This is a genomic window from Telmatospirillum siberiense (genome assembly GCF_002845745.1).
GTDB lineage: Bacteria > Pseudomonadota > Alphaproteobacteria > Rhodospirillales > Magnetospirillaceae > Telmatospirillum > Telmatospirillum siberiense.
In genome coordinates this window covers 120,805-136,764 of the sequence record NZ_PIUM01000009.1, presented here as the reverse complement: position 1 = coordinate 136,764, position 15,960 = coordinate 120,805, and the positions used below count along the sequence as shown (strand labels likewise).

Below are 15,960 nucleotides of genomic sequence, written 5' to 3'. Positions count from 1 at the left end.
GACCTCGGTCGGGACAGGGAACTTTTTCAAGATGACGCGCAGCCTTTCGTCAGATAGCCGAGAACGGCGTCGACCAGCATCTGTTTATGGACGCCACGGACATCGGGGTCGAACATGTCGCGCCGGAAGATGGCACGCAGCGTATATTGATTGGAAACACGAAAAAAACAGAATGAAGATATTAAATAATGCAGATCGAGAGGATCTATATCACTTCTAAAAACGCCATCACTTTGCCCACGCTCAAGTATTGATTTAAGCTCTCCAATAATCGGAATATTCAAATCCTTAATCGCTTCCGACTTTGAGATGTGCTCACCACGATGGGTATTTTCGATGGCGACGAGCCGGATGAAATCGACATTGGCCTCTTCGTAGTCGAAGGTGAACTCCACAAGTCGTTGAATGGCCTGTTTCGGAGGGAGACGGTCCAAATTGAGCCCTCGTTCGGCCGCCCGGATGCAACTATAGGCGCGCTCCAGGACGGCATTAAACAGTTCCTCCTTGCTGCCAAAATAGTAATATATCATCCGCTTTGCCGTCCGAGTTCGCGCTGCAATCGCGTCAACCCGGGCACCCGTCAGACCATAATTTGCAAATTCTTCCGTTGCCGCGATAATAATGCTCTCTTTTGTCATTTCAGGATTATTTTTTCTAATCCTTGGCTTTTTTTGAGTCTTATCTTCAGGCAACGTTTTATTCTCCGCGCACAGCGCAATAAAATATTATTTCTCGCCCATAGGGGTGTGTCATAAAGGTTAACATATTGACGTTCAGGCCGTCACCCTCCCCCTTTGGGTGGGGGTATGAAGTTAAAATTGGAACTATTTTCCAATTTGAAAAGATGCTCCAATCCCTTAAGATCGGTTCAGACAAATTCCTCGCGCCGTCGGCGCGTTCCTTCGACAGTCATGATGATGGGTGCCCAAGATGTTCGATCTTCCGAAAAGCGTCATCCTAGAAGACGAAGCCTTAAGAGACGGCCTGCAAATCGAGAAGACCCAACTTTCGGTCGCTGAGATCCTGCAATTCGTCAAGGGGCTGGAAGCGGCAGGGATGCGCCGGATTCAGGTCGGCTCCTTCGTGCATCCCAAATGGGTCCCGCAGATGGCCAACACCGACGCGGTCTTCCAGGAATTGGAGCGCACTCCCGGTGTCGTCTACACCGCCCTGGTCCTCAATCTGAAGGGGCTGGAACGCGCCTTGAAATGCAACGTCTCGCATTTGAGCGTATCCATCTCGGCGAGCGAGACGCACAGCCAGAAGAATACCCATCGGTCGCTGGCCGACAGCATGGTCCATATCCGCGAAATGATTTCCAATTCGGTGGCCGCCGGCGTCACCACGCGGGGCGGCATCCAGTCGGCGTTCGGTTGCGCCTACGAGGGCGCGATCTCGACCGACGTGGTCTGCGACATCGCCCGGCTTTACGACAGCCTGGGCGCGCACGAGATCAACCTGGCCGACTCGGCGGGATTGGCCAACCCGAAATCCATCATCGAACTGGTCACCAAGGTCCGCGCCGCCGTCTCGCCCCGGGTCACGCTGTCCCTGCATCTGCACGACACGCGGGGACTGGGCATCGCCAATATGGTGGCCGGGCTGCAGGCCGGCGTCACCCTCTTCGACAGCAGCCTGGGGGGCCTCGGCGGCTGCCCCTTCATCCCGAAGGCGGCCGGTAACATCGCCTCCGAGGACGCCGTCTACGCCCTTCAGGAAATGGGCGTGGAGACGGGTATCGACTGGCGCAAACTGGCCGACCTGGCCATCACGCTGGAAGAGAAACTGGGCCACAGCCTTCCCGGACGCCTGGCCCACCTTCCAAGGGCCGCCTGAAACCGACAGGCCTCACGGGACCGGGCGTTCACTCACCAGCGTCCTGGCCAAAAACTCCCGGGCCCGCTGCCAGGAGGCGTCGTCGTCGCCGCGAAACGACATCAGGCGGTCGAAGACGACGACCTGGGTCCTGAGATCGATGACCTCGACCTTCAGCCATTGGATCAGCGTGCTCTGCTTGTGGATGCCCCCGAAGACCAGGAGGTCGGCGCCTTCGCGGCGCGCCTCGGCCAGGAGCCCCGCCGGATTGGACTCGAGGGCCTTGCAGGCGGCCCGGCAGTCGAGCATGACGACGCGATAGCCCCCGCCTTGCGCAAGGTCGCTTCGCAGCCCTTCCGAAAATGACCTGACACGCGAGGCATGAATGTCCCGCTGGTCATGAATTTCGCCGGACGTGTCGACATAATCGAATTCGGCGACGGCGATCGTCTTTGACGCCGCGTCTTCCGCCGCCAAACGCAAGGGCGTCAGGGTCAGCACCAGCCCCATCGCGGACAGCGCCGCCAAGCGCCACGTCGCCGTCCTGCCCATGCGATCCTCCCCCACGACAAGTTTGGCCAGAGGAAACTTTCCGCCCCCGGGGAGGACCGGTCAATCGAAGGTGGCGGGCTCGTCCTAAAGTACGAGCCTCCTCACGAGAGGAGCCACTGCAGATAAGGAACCTCCAGAAGCAGAAAAAGCATCAGGAACAATGCGCCGAAGACGGCGCCTAGACGCCAGAAATCCTTTCGCTCGATATAGCCGCTTCCGTAATAGATGGCACTGGGGCCGCTGGCGTAGGGGGTCAGCAGGCAACTGATCCCCGAGGTATAGCAAAGCAACATGGCGATCGTCTTCAGGGGCATGTCGGGGATGGCCGCGACGGCGGCCAGAAACACCGGCAACAGGGCCGTCGCATGCGCCGTCAGGCTGGCGAACATGTAGTGGACGAGATAATAGATGGCCACCATCAGCACGATCACCCAAAAGATCGGCAATCCTTGCGTCAGGCCTTGCGTGGCGCCTGCGAACCACTTCAGAAAACCGACGATCTTGAGACCGTCCGCCAGCGCGACCAGGGTTCCGAACCAGATCAGCATGTTCCATGCCTGCCGATAACCCAGAAGATCGTTCCAGGCGATGACGCCGGTCAGGATCATGACGACGAGAACGGCGATGGCGACCATCGTCGCGTCGATCCAGGCCCCGGCGAAGATCCAAAGGATCAAGGCGACGATGGCCAGCGTCATCATGAGAATTTCCTTTCTCGTGACGCCGCCCATTTTCGACAACTCTTCGATCGCCCAGGACTCGGCCTGCTTGCAGGTTTTTATCTCCGGCGGATAAAGCCAATAGGTGATCAACGGCACGGCGAGGAAAAAGATCATTCCCAGCGGTAGGATGCCCAGCAGCCATTCCCGCCACGTGACGCCCACCTTCATGGTCTTGCCGACCAGTTCCAGCCCGAGCAGATTGGGAGCGTTCGCCGTCAGGAACAGCGTGCTGGTGACGGCGCAGGTGGCCAATCCCGTCCACATCAGGTAGGCGCCCATCTTGCGGGCGGTCTCACCGGGGAAGGAGCCGAATATTTCAGGAATGTTCCTGACGATCGGATAAATGGTGCCGCCGCTGCGCGCCGTATTCGACGGCATGAAGGGGCCAAGACAGAAATCCGACAGGGCCACGGCATAGCCCAGCCCGAGCGTTTTTTTCCCAAGGAACCGGACCAACGTCAGCGCGATGCGCCGCCCCAATCCGGTTTTTTCATAACCGAGACCGAACATGTAGGCGACGAAGATAAGCCACACCGTACTGTTGGAAAATCCCGACAACGCCCACTTGACCGATTCGGAAGGTGTTCCAACCAGATGAAAGGCGGCGGCGAGCGAAACGCCCAAAAGTCCGATGATCGATCCCGGCACCGGCTCAAGAATCAGTCCAACGATCACCGCGGCGAACATCGCGAAATAATGCCAGGCGGACGGCGATAGTCCTTCCGGCGCCGGGGCCGCCAGCAAGGCGGCCCAAACCACCAAAGGCGGCATGACGTTCATCAGCAATTTTCCGTTCATGGCAAACGCCCTCCTTCCCGCGAAGCGGGAAAGCACCCGTTCGCGGCGTTTTTTTTGATTTTTAAGCTTCACGACATGGAGCCTGGGACGGCCGGCATCGGGAAGCACGGGGCCGGCCGATCACCACCGCGCGCTTCCCATCCGCAGCCTATTTGATGAAACGGACCTGGCTTTTGATCCTCTCGACGATCGGGCCCTTCTTCTCGTTGTACTTGGCCTTGTTCCGCTCGAAGAGATTGTTGCCCTTGGTGTCGATCGAGATGATCAGGGGGCCGAACTCCTTGACGCGATTGACCCAGAGCGTTTCCGGCATGCCGAGGTCCTGCCATTCGGCCCGCTCGATCTCTTCGACCCTGGTCGCGGCGACCACGGCGCAACCGCCGGGAAAAACCGCATGCACAGCCTTGTGGGTCTTACAGCCCTCGACCGTTTCCGGCCCCATGCCGCCCTTGCCGACGATCAGCTTGACGCCGGTCTCCTCGATGAACTGCTTTTCGAACTTCTCCATCCGCATGCTGGTGGTCGGGCCGATGGAGACCATCTCGAAATGTTCCTCGTCCTTCTTGCGGACGATCGGGCCGGCATGGAAGATGGCCAGGCCCTTGAGGTCCACCGGCAATTCACGCTTCAATTCGATCAGGCGTCGGTGGGCCACGTCGCGGCAGGTCACCAGATGTCCGGTCAGATAGACCACGTCACCGACATTGAGCGATTCCAGGTCCTCATCCCTGATGGGGGTCGTCAGCGTCTTTTTCACAGCACGGCTCCTTTATGCGACAGAATCTCGTAGGACAGATCCGCCTTGATGCGGATCTTCCCGCGCCGGTGAGCCCAGCATCCGGTGGAAACGGCGACGCCGATGGTCGAGGGATGGCGCGCCGAGGATTCGATGTTCACGCCCATGACGCTGGCATTGCCGCTCAGGCCCTGGGGACCGATGCCGATTTCGTTCAGCCCGTCCTCCAGAAGCTTTTCCATCCCGGCGGCCAATGCGTTCGGATGGTGCGAGCCGACGGGACGCATGAGCGCCTTCTTCGAAAGGCGGGCCGCCGTTTCCACCGCCGTCGAAACGCCGACGCCGACCAGCAGCGGCGGACAGGCGTTGACGCCACGGTTGGTGATCACGTCGAAAACGAAGTCGGTAACCCCCTCATACCCCTCGCCCGGCATCAGCACCTTGGCCGAGCCGGGAAGGGTACAGCCGCCCCCCGCCATATAGACGTCGATGGTCGCCCCGTCGTCGCCGGGAAGGATCTCCCAATCCAGCCAGGGGACGCGATCACCGGTATTGTTGCCGGTATTCTTCTCGTCGAAGGTTTCCACCGCGTTGTGGCGCAAGGGAGCGTTCTTCGTCGCCTCCGCCGTCGCCTGACGCAAGCAGCCCTCCAACTCTCCCAGGAACGGGAAGTTCGATCCGGCGGTGATGAAATACTGGATGACGCCGGTGTCCTGGCACGACGGCCGGTCCAGTTTGTCGGCCAGCTCCTGGTTTTCCGCCATCGAATCATAGATGGCGCAGGCCAGGGGCTGGGTTTCCGCTGCCTTCAGTTCCGCCAGCTTTTCGCGAACATCGGTCGGCAGACGCTTCCCGATGTAGGCGGTGAACTTGGCCATGATGTCTGTCAGCGTCTGTGATGCCGCGGTTTTGTCCAAGTCGGTTACTCCTCATAGAACTCGGTGCTGCCGGAGGCGGCCGAGGAGAACCGGCGGGGAGGGGCCGCGCTTGAAAGCGCCGCGATGGCCATCCCCGGTCTTGGTCTTCCTCCCCGTCCGAACCGATTGCTTTCGGTCTTCGAGGAGAAATTATACTTATAATTTTTGTGGATATTATCGGCGATGTTATGGAAGCCGTGAACACGAATCGTGAATAATCAGAGGCCGGCCCGTCCGGCATCACATGGCATCGGCGGGATGCCGGACAAGGAAGGAGCGAACGGAACGATCCGGCCGGTCAGCCTTGCAGGAAACCGGCATGCAGGGCCATATCCGCCGGGCCGAGCCGGTCCCTGGCCGTGCTCAATTGATGCCAATAGGGATAGAGCAGAGGCGGCCTGCTGACCGCATCGAGGCGGTTCCGCTCCTCGTCGGTGAGAACGAGTTGAGCGGCGGCCAGATTGTCCTTGAATTGGGCCTCGCTGCGACCGCCGATGACGAGGGAGGTCACCGCCGGACGCCCCAGAAGCCAGGCGAGCGCCACCTGCGCGGCGGATACGCCGCGGGCGTCGGCGATCCCGACCAGGGCGTCGACGATCGTCCACAGGCGCTCCTCGTCGCGGATCGGCGGTTCCGTCCAGCCGGCAACGCGGCGGGTTCCGGCGGGGTCGGCCTGATCGCGCCGATATTTTCCCGACAGCAGACCGCCGGCCAACGGGCTCCACACCAGAACGCCCAGGCCCTGATCGACGGCGATCGGCAACAATTCGTATTCGGCCTCGCGCGCTTCCAACGTGTAATGGATCTGCTGGGTGACGAAACGCTGGCGGCGATCCCGCTCGCTGACGGCCAGCGACTTCATCACATGCCAGCCGGCATAGTTGGAACAGCCGATGTAGCGAACCTTGCCTTGATGCACCAGGGTATCGAGGGCTTCCAGCATTTCTTCGAGCGGCGTGGCCCCGTCCCACTCATGCATGAAATAGATGTCGATGACGTCGGTCTTGAGACGCTTCAGGCTTTTCTCGCATTCGCGAATCAGATGGTAGCGCGACACGCCGCAGTCGTTCGGCCCATCGCCCACCCGCATGCGGGCCTTGGTGGCGATCAGCACGTCGCCCTTGCGCCTGCCCCCCAGGATCTCGCCGACCATCTCCTCGGCCAGCCCATCCGAATAGCGGTTGGCCGTGTCGATAAGATTGACCCCCGCATCGATGCAAAGGTCGGTCAGCCGGCGCGCTTCGTCCAAGTCGACACCGCCCACCTTGGCGAAATGCCCCTTTCCTCCAAAGGTCATCGTTCCCATGGTCAGGGTGGAAACTTTCAGCCCGGAACGTCCCAGAAATCGATAGTCCATTTTTCACGTTTCCCGCTGTCAGGAGATTTCATCGCGCGGGGCTCAGCATGCGCCGCCCTTATTTAAGCGGGCAAATAGAAAAATATGATGAAATTAATCATGCACTGCGATGAATGGTAACCGTCACAGCATATTCCGTTGTGCCTGCCGCCCGCCGGGTCTACGAAAGAATGGCCGGCGGCGCTGATTCCCGCCGGGGCGCCGGGACATCCCATGTTCCGGTCCAGGTTTGTCCGGAGGTTCAAGTGGTCGTGCAAAACAAGCGAACGGTGCCGAAGCTTCTCACCCCGCCCCGCATCGAAACGGAGGCTTTTACCGATGCCGAGGCCGCCGTCGCCCGTCTGGAGGAAATCTACGCCCGCAACACGGCGTTCCTCCGCGAGCGCTTCGAGGCCTTTCTGAAAGGCGAAACCCTGACCGCCCGGGTGCGCGCCGTCTATCCTTTCGTACGTCTCACCGCCGACACCCACACCCACGCCGACACCAGCCTGTCCTACGGCTTCGTCGCCGGCCCGGCGACCTATGAGACGACGGTGACCCGCCCCGACCTGTACCACAGCTATTTTCTGGAACAGATCGGCCTGCTGCTGTCGAATCACGGGGGATCCGTCGAAATCGGCGAATCCAGCGAGCCGATCCCCGTGCATTTCGCCTATCGCCGCGACATCAGCAGCGAAACCGGCTTTTCCATGGGACCGGGCGACCGCCCGTTGCGCGACTTCTTCGATACCCCCGACCTCGCCACCATGGACGACGCCATCGTCAACGGCACGCTGCAACCGCCGGAAGGCGCGCCTCTGCCGCTGGCCCTGTTCAGGGCGGCCCGCGTCGACTATTCGCTGCACCGGCTCTACCACTACACCGGGACCGACCCCGAACATTTCCAGAAGTTCGTCATCTTCACCAACTACCAATTCTACGTCGACGCCTTCGCCCGCATCTGCCGCGAGCGTATGACGGACGGCGATTCCATGGCGGAGGCCTTCGTCGAACCGGGCAACCTCGTCTGGCGCAATGCCCGCCTGGGCGCCCCCGGCCCCGAGGGCAACGCGCCGGTCCGCACGCCGCAGATGCCCGCCTTCCATCTGGTCGAGCCCGACCGGGGCGGCATCACCATGATCAACATCGGCACCGGCCCCTCCAACGCCCGCAACATCACCGACCATGTGGCGGTCATGCGCCCCTACGCCTGGCTGATGCTGGGCCACTGCGCCGGACTGCGAAGCACCCAGAAGCTGGGTGATTATGTCCTGGCGCACGGCTATGCCCGTGAAGATCACGTGCTCGACGAGGAACTGCCCTTGCGGGTTCCGATTCCCGCCCTGGCCGAGATCCAGGTCGCCCTGGAGCAGGCGGTCAGCGCGGTCACCCATTGCAGCGGCGCCGAATTGAAACGGATCATGCGGACCGGAACTGTGGCCAGCGTCGACAACCGCAACTGGGAGATCGGCGACCACGCCACCATCACCCGCATGCTGTCCCAGTCCCGCGCCGTGGCGTTGGACATGGAATCGGCCACCATCGCCGCCAACGGCTTCCGCTTCCGCGTTCCTTACGGAACCCTGCTCTGCGTGTCCGACAAACCGTTGCACGGCGAGATCAAGCTGGCCGGCATGGCCGGCGAGTTCTACCGGCAAAGGGTCGGCCAGCATCTGGAGATCGGCCTCAAGGCGCTGGAGACGCTGAAATCCCTGGAACGGGAACGGCTGCATTCGCGCAAACTGCGCAGCTTCGCCGAGGTGGCGTTCCAATAGCGGGAGCATGAGGGATGACGGGAAGCCTGTTGGGCGATCTGGGACAGATCGTCGAGCGCCTGGACGAACAGGGCCGGTTGCTGAGGATAACCTCGGAAGTCGATCCGGTTCATGAATTGGCCGGCATCGCCGCGCAACTGGAAGCACAACCTTCCGCCCTGCTGTTCGAAAAGGTGAAAGGCCACGACATTCCGGTGTTCGTCGGCCTCTATTGGTCTCGGGACCTGCTCGCCGGCCTGTTCGATCTGCCCGAACGCGGTCTGCCCGCCTTCGTCTCGAGCAGTATCGACAACTGGCGGAAGCGGCCGGTGCCGCCCGTCGTCAAATCCACCGGGCCGGTCCTCGAAGTGAGCGAGCCGACTGTCGACCTGACGAAACTGCCCATACCGGTACATGCGTTGGGGGACGGCGGCCCCTACATCGACGCCGGCGTGGTGATTGCCCACGACCCGGAAACCGGTGTCCGCAACGCCTCGATCCAACGCTTCATGCTGGTCGACCGGCAGACCCTGGCCATCAACATCGACGCTGGCCGTCATCTCGAAACCTATCTGGCGAAGGCGGCCGAAAAGGGACGGGCCCTTCCCTTCACCCTGAACATCGGGGTGGGTCCGGGGCTGCATTTCGCCGCCGCCACGCCAGCCGAGGCCGCGCCCATCGACACCGACGAACTGGGCATCGCCTCGGAATTCGAGGGCGCCCCCGTCGAACTGGTGGCCGGCACCTGCTCGCCCGTCGAGATGGTGGCCAAGGCGATGATCGCCCTCGAATGCGAAATCGTCCCCGGAGAGCTTCATCCGGAAGGTCCCTTCGCCGAGGTCACCGGCTTCTACGCCAAGGTGGACCGGCGGCCGCTGGTCCGGGTGCTGCGGGTACACCACCGCCGCCGGCCGATTTTTCACACCCTCCTGTCGGGCGCCGAAGTCTGGAACTCGGTCGGATTGCTGGGCGAGGCCAATGTCCTGGCCCTGGTCCAGCGTCAGGTCCCCGGCGTCAGCGACGTCTATTTCTCGCACGGCGGTTGCGGCTTCTATCACGCCATCGTCCAGATGCGCCCCGTGCGGAAGGGTTGGTCGAAGCAGGCGATCATGGCCACTTTCGCCGCCTTCCCGCCGCTCAAGATGGTCACCATCGTCGACGAGGACGTCGATATCCGCAACGCCCGCGACGTCGAATGGGCGATGACCAACCGGCTGGACCCGGTCACGGGGATCGTCCGCATCGAGGACTGTTTCGGCCACGGCCTCAATCCCGGCTTCCCGGACTATCTCGGCTGCAAGGTCGGCTTCGACTGCACCCGTCCCTTCCCCTATGACCAGCGGGACGACCGCACGTCCTACAAGCCGGTGGATTTAAGCCGCCACCTGCTGTTACGCCGGCGGAATACCGGAGGCGCTTAGGCTCTGGGACGAAACAATCGCCCCAGAGCCTAAGGGTTCACACGATGCCTGCGCCTCCGGCTTCGGCCAAGCTCAGGCGCCGCTCGGGCTTTAGGGCTTGGAGCGATAATTTCGCCCCAAGCCCTTAGGTTCGGGTCAGCCCCTTTCTCCGCAGGGCGTTCAAGAGGATGGCCACCGTCGCGCCGTTGTGCAGCAGGGCGGTGGCGATCGGCGAAAGAAGACCGAAGGCGGCGGCGGCCAGGATGGCGCTGTTCAGGCCGACCGTCAGCCGGTAATTGGCGGCGACCCGGTCCATGGCGGCATTGGCGATGGCCTTGGCATCGGCGACGCAGGCGATGTCGTCCTCCAGCAAGGCGACGTCGGCCGTCAGCCTGGCGATGTCGGCCCCCTTCTGCATGGCGATGCCGATGTGGGCGCCGGCCAGCGCCGGGGCGTCGTTGATGCCGTCGCCGACGAAGGCGATGCGCGCCCCTTCCCGGCTCAATTCCTCGATGATCCGCGACTTGTCCTCGGGCAGCAATTCGGCGTGGAAACCGTCGAGCCCCAACTGTCCGGCCATTTCCGCCGCCCGCTCGTGATGATCGCCGGTCAGCAGCAGGATCCTCTTCACGCCCAGCCGCCGCAACCGGGCGACGGTACCCGCGCTGGCGTCGCGGACGGCGTCCTTGAGGGCGAGAATCCCCAGGAGCGTTCCGCCGAAACCGATGAAAAGCAGGGTTTTGCCGTCTCGATACAGGCGGTCGACAACCCGTCGATGGGGGCCGATATCGATCCCCTCGTCCTCTTCCACGAAATGGCGGGATCCGACGACGATCCGTTTGCCGTCGACGATGCTGGTAACGCCGTGGGCAACGATGAACTCGACATCCTGATGATCGAAATGGCGGTAGCGCGTCTCGCGGGCGGCGGCCACCACGGCCAGGGCCAGGGGGTGGAAATAATGCTCCTCGACCGAGGCGGCGAGACAAATCAGATCGTCGGCCGAATAAGCCGAATCGAAGGTGATGGCGTCCGTCACCTGCAAGATGCCGCTGGTCAGAGTGCCCGTCTTGTCGAAGATGAAGGTGTCGGCCTCGGCCAGTCGTTCCAGCACGTCGGCGCCCTTCACCAGGATGCCGGCCTTGCCCGCCCCGTACATCGCCGATTTGAAGGCCACCGGCGTGGCCAGTTTCAAGGCGCAGGAATAATCGGCCTGCAACACCGAGGCGGCGCGGCGCCAGTCGCCCGATATCACGAAGGAGGCGCCGGCCATGCCGAGCACGGCGGGCACCAGACGATCGGCCAACCGTGACGCCTCCATCTGCGTCCGGCTCTTGGCCTCCAGGGATTGTTCGACATAACGGGCGATGCGGGCCGCCGCCGTATGGGGACCGACATGCTCGGCATAGATGGCCAGCCGCCCTTCCTCGACCACCGTGCCCGACAACATGGCATCGCCGCGCCCCTTGACGGTGGGCACGCTTTCGCCGGTCATCGCCGCCTGATTGACCGTGCCCTCGCCCGACAGCACGGTCCCGTCCACCGGGACGACGGCGCCGGCACCGACGATCACCGTGTCACCGACGGCGACGGCGGTGGCGGGCACGGAGACCTCCTGCCCCTCCCGCAGAATCCATACCTCGTCACCGGTCGGCCGCAGCAGATGTTTCAACAGCGCGTCGGACCGGCGGGCGATGGAATTTTCCAGATATTCGCCCAGCGCCAGCATGAAGGTGGTGGTATTGGCCGCCAGATAATCGCCGCGCGCCAAGGAAATGGCCACCGCGACGCCTTCCAGGACGTGCGAGGTGACGCCCGTTCCGGCAAGGTCCCGCGCGGCATGCCGCAAAACCGGCACGGCGGCGGCGGCGGTGACGGCCAGCCGCGCCGGCGGAGGAAGCCGGCCCGAACCGGCCAGCGCCAGCAGTCCGACGGCGACCTGGCGGCCACCGCCGTCCGTCTCCCCGGCGGAAGGTTCGGCGACGGCCGGGGGACGAAGCGCCATCACCGCCCGCCGCAGATCCGGCGCATCGGTCCGCGCCGGATCGAAGGAGAGGATCAGCGCATGAACGGCGGGATTGACTCGCGCGGCAAGGACACCGTCGATTTCGGCCGCGGCCCGCCGGATGCACGCCGCCTCGGCCGGCGTCCCGGCGCGACAGCGATAACGCAAGCGGAGCCGTCCCGGCACGCGATGGACGATATCCACCGCGATGAACCAGGACCGGACGCTCATAGCAGACCGCTTTGCTCGGCCGCCATCTCAGCCTTGAGATCGGCCACCTGCTCCTTCATTTCCTCGAACCCGCCGGCCAACCCCGAATAGAGGCGTAAACCGCCCTTGATCAGTTTGCCGCGCAAATCCTCGTCGCTGAGGACATAAGCCGCCGCCGCGCCCAACAGGGCCCCCAGCAGGAACTGCTCCGACCGGCGCGACGGCAGCAGCCCGGCGAACAGGCCTTGCCCCGCCGTTTGTCGAGCCGTATCCCGGTCGGCGGCCTTTCCGCCATTCTTCGCCTTTTTTTGCTTTTTCTTCGCCACGTCCAAATCTCCTTGTCTGATGCCGGTTTTAAAAGTCAGAGGGGGTTTCATACCGGCGAGTCACCGAAGTGACTCGCCTCAATGGCGGCTATACCGACGAACAAGTCAGATCAGCGGTTCGCCGGTATCACTTGATTGATCGACTGGCGCCAACAGAAGTTCCGCCGCGAGAATGCCGGCTCCACCGCCGGCGGCGGCCAGCAGGGCGTCGGCATACCGCCGTCGCCGCAAGGCATCGGCCACCGCCGTTCCCGCGGCGAGAGCGGCGCCACCTTGGACGGCCCGGCGCAAGACCGCCCGCCCGGAACGCGGACGTTCCCCGCCCTCTTTCTGAATGGCCGCCAGCAGGGCCGTCGCGACGAAGCCGCGCGCGAAATCGGCGACAACCACGACCGGCGGCCCCTTGATCTTGCGACGCTTCACGACGGGTCATCCGTCGTTTTCGGCGCGGCGGCCTTCGGGACGCGTTTCCGGCGCGCCGGTTTCGCCTCGATCGAGTCTTGCGGCTTGACGCGCCTGGCGTTTCGGGTCCGCTTGGCGGTTGGATCGGGGTTTGCCGCAGCCTCGGGCACCGCCTCGGGCGTCAATTTTGCCCGCAGACTGGCCGAGGAATGTTCCACCGCCGACAGACCCGCCACCGCCGCCTGCCGCACATTGTTCCGCGCCCGATCGAGCCGTTCCCGCGCGGCGGCATTGACGTCCCGATAGTCGGCCGCCTTGACGCCTTTCAGCAAACGGATACCGAAAATACCCGCCGCCAGCCCCGCGGCGAAAGGAAGAAGAGGAAGCATGCCGTCGCCTTTCCCTAATGAGGTCGAACCAAGAAAATTTCATCGGCCGGAGGGCCGCTCATCCTTTTGCCGCAGCGCTCTCCGCGGCCAGGAAAATGGCGCGGAGCTTATCCGCGGCGGCGGAACCGGTGCCGGACAGCAAATCCTGCCAGGCGGCGGGAGGAATGGCGGAAGGGTCGTATTCCACCGTGCAGGACCGTGCCAACGGATTGAGACGCACCGAGCGGATCCCGGAAACGCCGGTCAGCGCCTGACTGAACCGCCTGGCCTTCCCCAACGGATCATCCCCCCATTCCGGCTGTTCGGCTCCCCCCGCCACACCCAGACGGATACGCCCCGGAATATGATGGGCAACTCGCAAACAGGCGGCAAAACGCAACAGGGTCATTTGGTCAAGCTCTCCCGATGCCGCGCGAGATGGAGGACCAGGAAGGCGAGATAGAGCCCGCCGGCCGCCGCGTGCAGGCGCTTGTTCATCGCCAAGGCGGCCAGGGACAACGACAGGCTGCCCAGCATGCCGATTTTGGCGGGGCGATTGAGGCGGCGCAGCAAAGACCCCGCCGACAGGACCGGGCGGGGCGGACGTCCCCCATCCTCGCCCCCGGCCCCCCGGCCGCAGGCCGGTGCGGCGGCGGCGGCAACCCGCGCCTCCATCTCCGCCGGGACGATCCGCGCCGCGTCATAGATGACGAGCAGGCTTCCAGTGACGGGATTGCCCGTCGCGGAGGTGACGCCATCCCAGGCCGCGAATTCCGACTCCAAGCGTTTGCACAAGACCGGGTTCCTCAACGCGCCATTGCGCAACCGAAGACGCCCCGGCAAACGCGATATCAGAAGATCCGCCCCCTTGCTCATCCGATCCTCACCGCTCAGAATTCCCCGCAAACACAGCGATAATGCGATTCATTATCAATGAATACCCCTTATTTTTCTTATGGTCAAGCTTCGGCGACAATTTGATGACACTCCATAACCCATTGGTGAACATGCATATAAAAAGAAAGTTATGGTTGCTGGACAACACGGGCAAAACGCGACGGGCGCCTTTCCGCCCTTGGTTGGAGGAAGACGTGCGTCGCCCCACATAATCATCGGCAGGTCCATTCCCGGGCGGCAGCAGACGGTTCTCAAGGAGAGGAAGATGACCTCAACGATTGCCATTCTCGCCCCCGGCGCCATGGGCGGCGCCGTCGGACGGTGTCTCGCGGCAGCCGGCGCCCGCGTCATCACGGTGGTGGAAGGACGGAGCGAACGGACGGCGGCGAGAGCCCGCGAGGCGGGAATGACCGCCGTTTCCTGGACCGATATCGCCGCCGCCGATCTCATCCTGTCCATCGTGCCGCCGGCCGAAGCCGTCGGACTGGCCTCTTCGCTGGCCCCGATCCTGACGGAAAGTCAGCGAAAGCCGGCCTTTATCGACTTCAACGCCGTCAACCCGAACACCATGAACAGGGTGTCGGCGGCCCTGGCCGGCAGTGGCTGTCCGATCATCGACGGATCGATCATCGGTCCGCCGCCCTCCCCCGGTAAAGACGCCACCACCTTCTATGTCAGCGGCGACGACCTGGACCGGACGGAGATCCTTTCCGGGCTCGGCCTGAAACTCCGCCGTATCGACGGCCCCCTCGGCGCCGCCTCGGCCCTCAAGATGGTCTATGCGGGCATCAACAAGGGCGCCATCGCTCTCGGCACCGCCATGCTGCTGGCTTCGGTGAAGGCCGACTGCGCGCCGGACCTGAGCCGAGAGCTGTCGGAAAGCCGGCCGGAAGTCCTGGCCCGCCTTGTCCAGGGCATTCCCGACATGTATGGCAAGGCCTATCGCTGGGTGGCGGAAATGCGGGAAATCGCTGAATTCCTGGGGCCGGACGATCCGGCATCCGGAATGTTCGAAGCCGCCGCCGGCCTCTTCGCCCGCATGGCCGGGGACCGGGAGGGAAACCGCACCCTGGCCAAGGCCCTGAACGGGGTGCTCGGGGTGAGCGGCGACGGCGCTTAGGGCTTGTTGACGACTAACCGCGAGCGATCAAGCAAACGACGCATTAATTCATCAACAGGCCCTTACGCGTTCTCGGCCCCTGTCCGAACGAAGGAATAGCGGTTGATGTCCGTTCTCAACGTCCATCCCTGGCCTTCCCAGTAAGCCGAGGCCTGGGCGTTGGTTTTGAACACGTCGATATGGCATTTGAGAATTCCAAGCCCCTCAAGCTCGGACAGGCAGCGCTCGACAAGCGCGGTCGCGATACCCCGCCGCCTGTAGTCCGGCAGCACGACCAGATGCTGGAGATATCCGCGACGCCCGTCATGCCCGGACATGACGCAAGCGCCGAGCCGGCCACCAATTTCGGCAACGAAGCTCAGCCCCGGATTGCGTTCGAGATAACGCACCGTCGATTCGCGCGAATCGGCATCCCGAACCGAAATGCCGGGCGTTCGCGTCATGAGATCGATCACCGAGTCGTAATCATCGGCGGTCATCGGGCGGATCTTATACATGGAACCCACGGCTCCTTTCGGCTGGAGGGACCAGCGCAAATCTGTGACTGAACAACATCAATATGTTACCTTGCGCCGCCGCAAGAGGGGAATAATGCCGGGCTT

General features: G+C 63.0%; 17 protein-coding genes. 4 read left to right on the top strand and 13 right to left on the bottom strand.

Annotated features, from left to right (window positions below):
- Positions 1-26: 26 nt before the first annotated feature.
- Positions 27-692, bottom strand: coding sequence for a TetR/AcrR family transcriptional regulator (locus CWS72_RS10365; protein WP_241911667.1), 666 nt, complete (start codon positions 690-692; stop codon positions 27-29).
- Between the two features lie 238 nt (positions 693-930).
- Here CWS72_RS10365 and CWS72_RS10360 point away from each other — a divergent pair, with 238 nt between their 5' ends.
- Positions 931-1,836: a hydroxymethylglutaryl-CoA lyase gene (locus CWS72_RS10360; protein ID WP_101250519.1), complete on the top strand. Its 906-nt coding sequence runs from the start codon at positions 931-933 to the stop codon at positions 1,834-1,836.
- A 12-nt stretch (positions 1,837-1,848) separates the two neighbouring features.
- On the opposite strand, the gene CWS72_RS10355 is transcribed toward CWS72_RS10360, so the two are convergent.
- From CWS72_RS10355 to CWS72_RS10335, 5 genes are all read right to left on the bottom strand, one after another.
- On the bottom strand, positions 1,849-2,367 hold the full coding sequence (locus CWS72_RS10355) for a DUF2380 domain-containing protein (RefSeq protein WP_101250518.1): 519 nt from the start codon (positions 2,365-2,367) through the stop codon (positions 1,849-1,851).
- Positions 2,368-2,468: 101 nt separating this feature from the next.
- Positions 2,469-3,887: a DASS family sodium-coupled anion symporter gene (locus CWS72_RS10350; protein WP_199175631.1), complete on the bottom strand. Its 1,419-nt coding sequence runs from the start codon at positions 3,885-3,887 to the stop codon at positions 2,469-2,471.
- A 148-nt stretch (positions 3,888-4,035) separates the two neighbouring features.
- A complete protein-coding gene (ttdB, locus tag CWS72_RS10345; RefSeq protein ID WP_101250517.1) occupies positions 4,036-4,644 on the bottom strand; it encodes a L(+)-tartrate dehydratase subunit beta in 609 nt (202 codons plus the stop codon).
- Entirely contained in the window at positions 4,641-5,540 is a 900-nt protein-coding gene (ttdA, locus tag CWS72_RS10340) for a L(+)-tartrate dehydratase subunit alpha (protein ID WP_101250516.1), read from the bottom strand. The genes ttdB and ttdA overlap by 4 nt, the downstream gene beginning before the upstream one ends.
- A 298-nt stretch (positions 5,541-5,838) precedes the next feature.
- On the bottom strand, positions 5,839-6,897 hold the full coding sequence (locus tag CWS72_RS10335; RefSeq protein WP_101250515.1) for an aldo/keto reductase: 1,059 nt from the start codon (positions 6,895-6,897) through the stop codon (positions 5,839-5,841).
- A gap of 245 nt (positions 6,898-7,142) precedes the next feature.
- Between CWS72_RS10335 and CWS72_RS10330 the strand changes: the two genes are divergently transcribed.
- Positions 7,143-8,651: an AMP nucleosidase gene (locus CWS72_RS10330; protein ID WP_420824058.1), complete on the top strand. Its 1,509-nt coding sequence runs from the start codon at positions 7,143-7,145 to the stop codon at positions 8,649-8,651.
- Between the two features lie 14 nt (positions 8,652-8,665).
- On the top strand, positions 8,666-10,051 hold the full coding sequence (locus tag CWS72_RS10325; protein WP_101250513.1) for a UbiD family decarboxylase: 1,386 nt from the start codon (positions 8,666-8,668) through the stop codon (positions 10,049-10,051).
- Positions 10,052-10,175: 124 nt separating this feature from the next.
- Here the strand turns inward: CWS72_RS10325 and CWS72_RS10320 are convergent, their stop codons facing one another.
- From CWS72_RS10320 to CWS72_RS10295, 6 genes are all read right to left on the bottom strand, one after another.
- Positions 10,176-12,266: a heavy metal translocating P-type ATPase gene (locus CWS72_RS10320; protein ID WP_101250512.1), complete on the bottom strand. Its 2,091-nt coding sequence runs from the start codon at positions 12,264-12,266 to the stop codon at positions 10,176-10,178.
- The gene (locus CWS72_RS10315; protein ID WP_101250546.1) at positions 12,263-12,571 is read right to left on the bottom strand and encodes a hypothetical protein; all 309 of its coding nucleotides are present in this window, start codon (positions 12,569-12,571) and stop codon (positions 12,263-12,265) included. Before CWS72_RS10315 ends, CWS72_RS10320 begins: the two co-directional genes overlap by 4 nt.
- Before the next feature lie 105 nt (positions 12,572-12,676).
- Positions 12,677-12,994 (bottom strand): hypothetical protein, encoded by a 318-nt coding sequence (locus CWS72_RS10310; protein WP_101250511.1) that lies wholly within the window; start codon positions 12,992-12,994, stop codon positions 12,677-12,679.
- On the bottom strand, positions 12,991-13,362 hold the full coding sequence (locus tag CWS72_RS10305; protein ID WP_101250510.1) for a hypothetical protein: 372 nt from the start codon (positions 13,360-13,362) through the stop codon (positions 12,991-12,993). The genes CWS72_RS10310 and CWS72_RS10305 overlap by 4 nt, the downstream gene beginning before the upstream one ends.
- A gap of 58 nt (positions 13,363-13,420) precedes the next feature.
- Positions 13,421-13,750, bottom strand: a complete 330-nt coding sequence (locus tag CWS72_RS10300; protein WP_101250509.1) for a heavy-metal-associated domain-containing protein — start codon at positions 13,748-13,750, stop codon at positions 13,421-13,423.
- Positions 13,747-14,136: a hypothetical protein gene (locus CWS72_RS10295; RefSeq protein ID WP_146002705.1), complete on the bottom strand. Its 390-nt coding sequence runs from the start codon at positions 14,134-14,136 to the stop codon at positions 13,747-13,749. Before CWS72_RS10295 ends, CWS72_RS10300 begins: the two co-directional genes overlap by 4 nt.
- A 367-nt stretch (positions 14,137-14,503) precedes the next feature.
- On the opposite strand from CWS72_RS10295, the gene CWS72_RS10290 reads away from it, so the two are divergent.
- Positions 14,504-15,358, top strand: a complete 855-nt coding sequence (locus CWS72_RS10290; RefSeq protein WP_101250507.1) for an NAD(P)-dependent oxidoreductase — start codon at positions 14,504-14,506, stop codon at positions 15,356-15,358.
- Between the two features lie 62 nt (positions 15,359-15,420).
- On the opposite strand, the gene CWS72_RS10285 is transcribed toward CWS72_RS10290, so the two are convergent.
- On the bottom strand, positions 15,421-15,855 hold the full coding sequence (locus CWS72_RS10285) for a GNAT family N-acetyltransferase (RefSeq protein WP_101250506.1): 435 nt from the start codon (positions 15,853-15,855) through the stop codon (positions 15,421-15,423).
- Positions 15,856-15,960 lie beyond the last annotated feature (105 nt).

What these genes read in the sequence shown, in the direction of transcription:
- CWS72_RS10305 (WP_101250510.1), bottom strand. Translation starts at nt 13,362, where the DNA reads ATGCTTCCTCTTCTTCCTTTCGCCGCGGGGCTGGCGGCGGGTATTTTC.
- CWS72_RS10360 (WP_101250519.1), top strand. Translation starts at nt 931, where the DNA reads ATGTTCGATCTTCCGAAAAGCGTCATCCTAGAAGACGAAGCCTTAAGA.
- CWS72_RS10290 (WP_101250507.1), top strand. Translation starts at nt 14,504, where the DNA reads ATGACCTCAACGATTGCCATTCTCGCCCCCGGCGCCATGGGCGGCGCC.
- CWS72_RS10335 (WP_101250515.1), bottom strand. Translation starts at nt 6,897, where the DNA reads ATGGACTATCGATTTCTGGGACGTTCCGGGCTGAAAGTTTCCACCCTG.
- CWS72_RS10325 (WP_101250513.1), top strand. Translation starts at nt 8,666, where the DNA reads ATGACGGGAAGCCTGTTGGGCGATCTGGGACAGATCGTCGAGCGCCTG.
- CWS72_RS10300 (WP_101250509.1), bottom strand. Translation starts at nt 13,750, where the DNA reads ATGACCCTGTTGCGTTTTGCCGCCTGTTTGCGAGTTGCCCATCATATT.
- CWS72_RS10350 (WP_199175631.1), bottom strand. Translation starts at nt 3,887, where the DNA reads ATGAACGGAAAATTGCTGATGAACGTCATGCCGCCTTTGGTGGTTTGG.
- CWS72_RS10320 (WP_101250512.1), bottom strand. Translation starts at nt 12,266, where the DNA reads ATGAGCGTCCGGTCCTGGTTCATCGCGGTGGATATCGTCCATCGCGTG.
- CWS72_RS10285 (WP_101250506.1), bottom strand. Translation starts at nt 15,855, where the DNA reads ATGTATAAGATCCGCCCGATGACCGCCGATGATTACGACTCGGTGATC.
- CWS72_RS10355 (WP_101250518.1), bottom strand. Translation starts at nt 2,367, where the DNA reads ATGGGCAGGACGGCGACGTGGCGCTTGGCGGCGCTGTCCGCGATGGGG.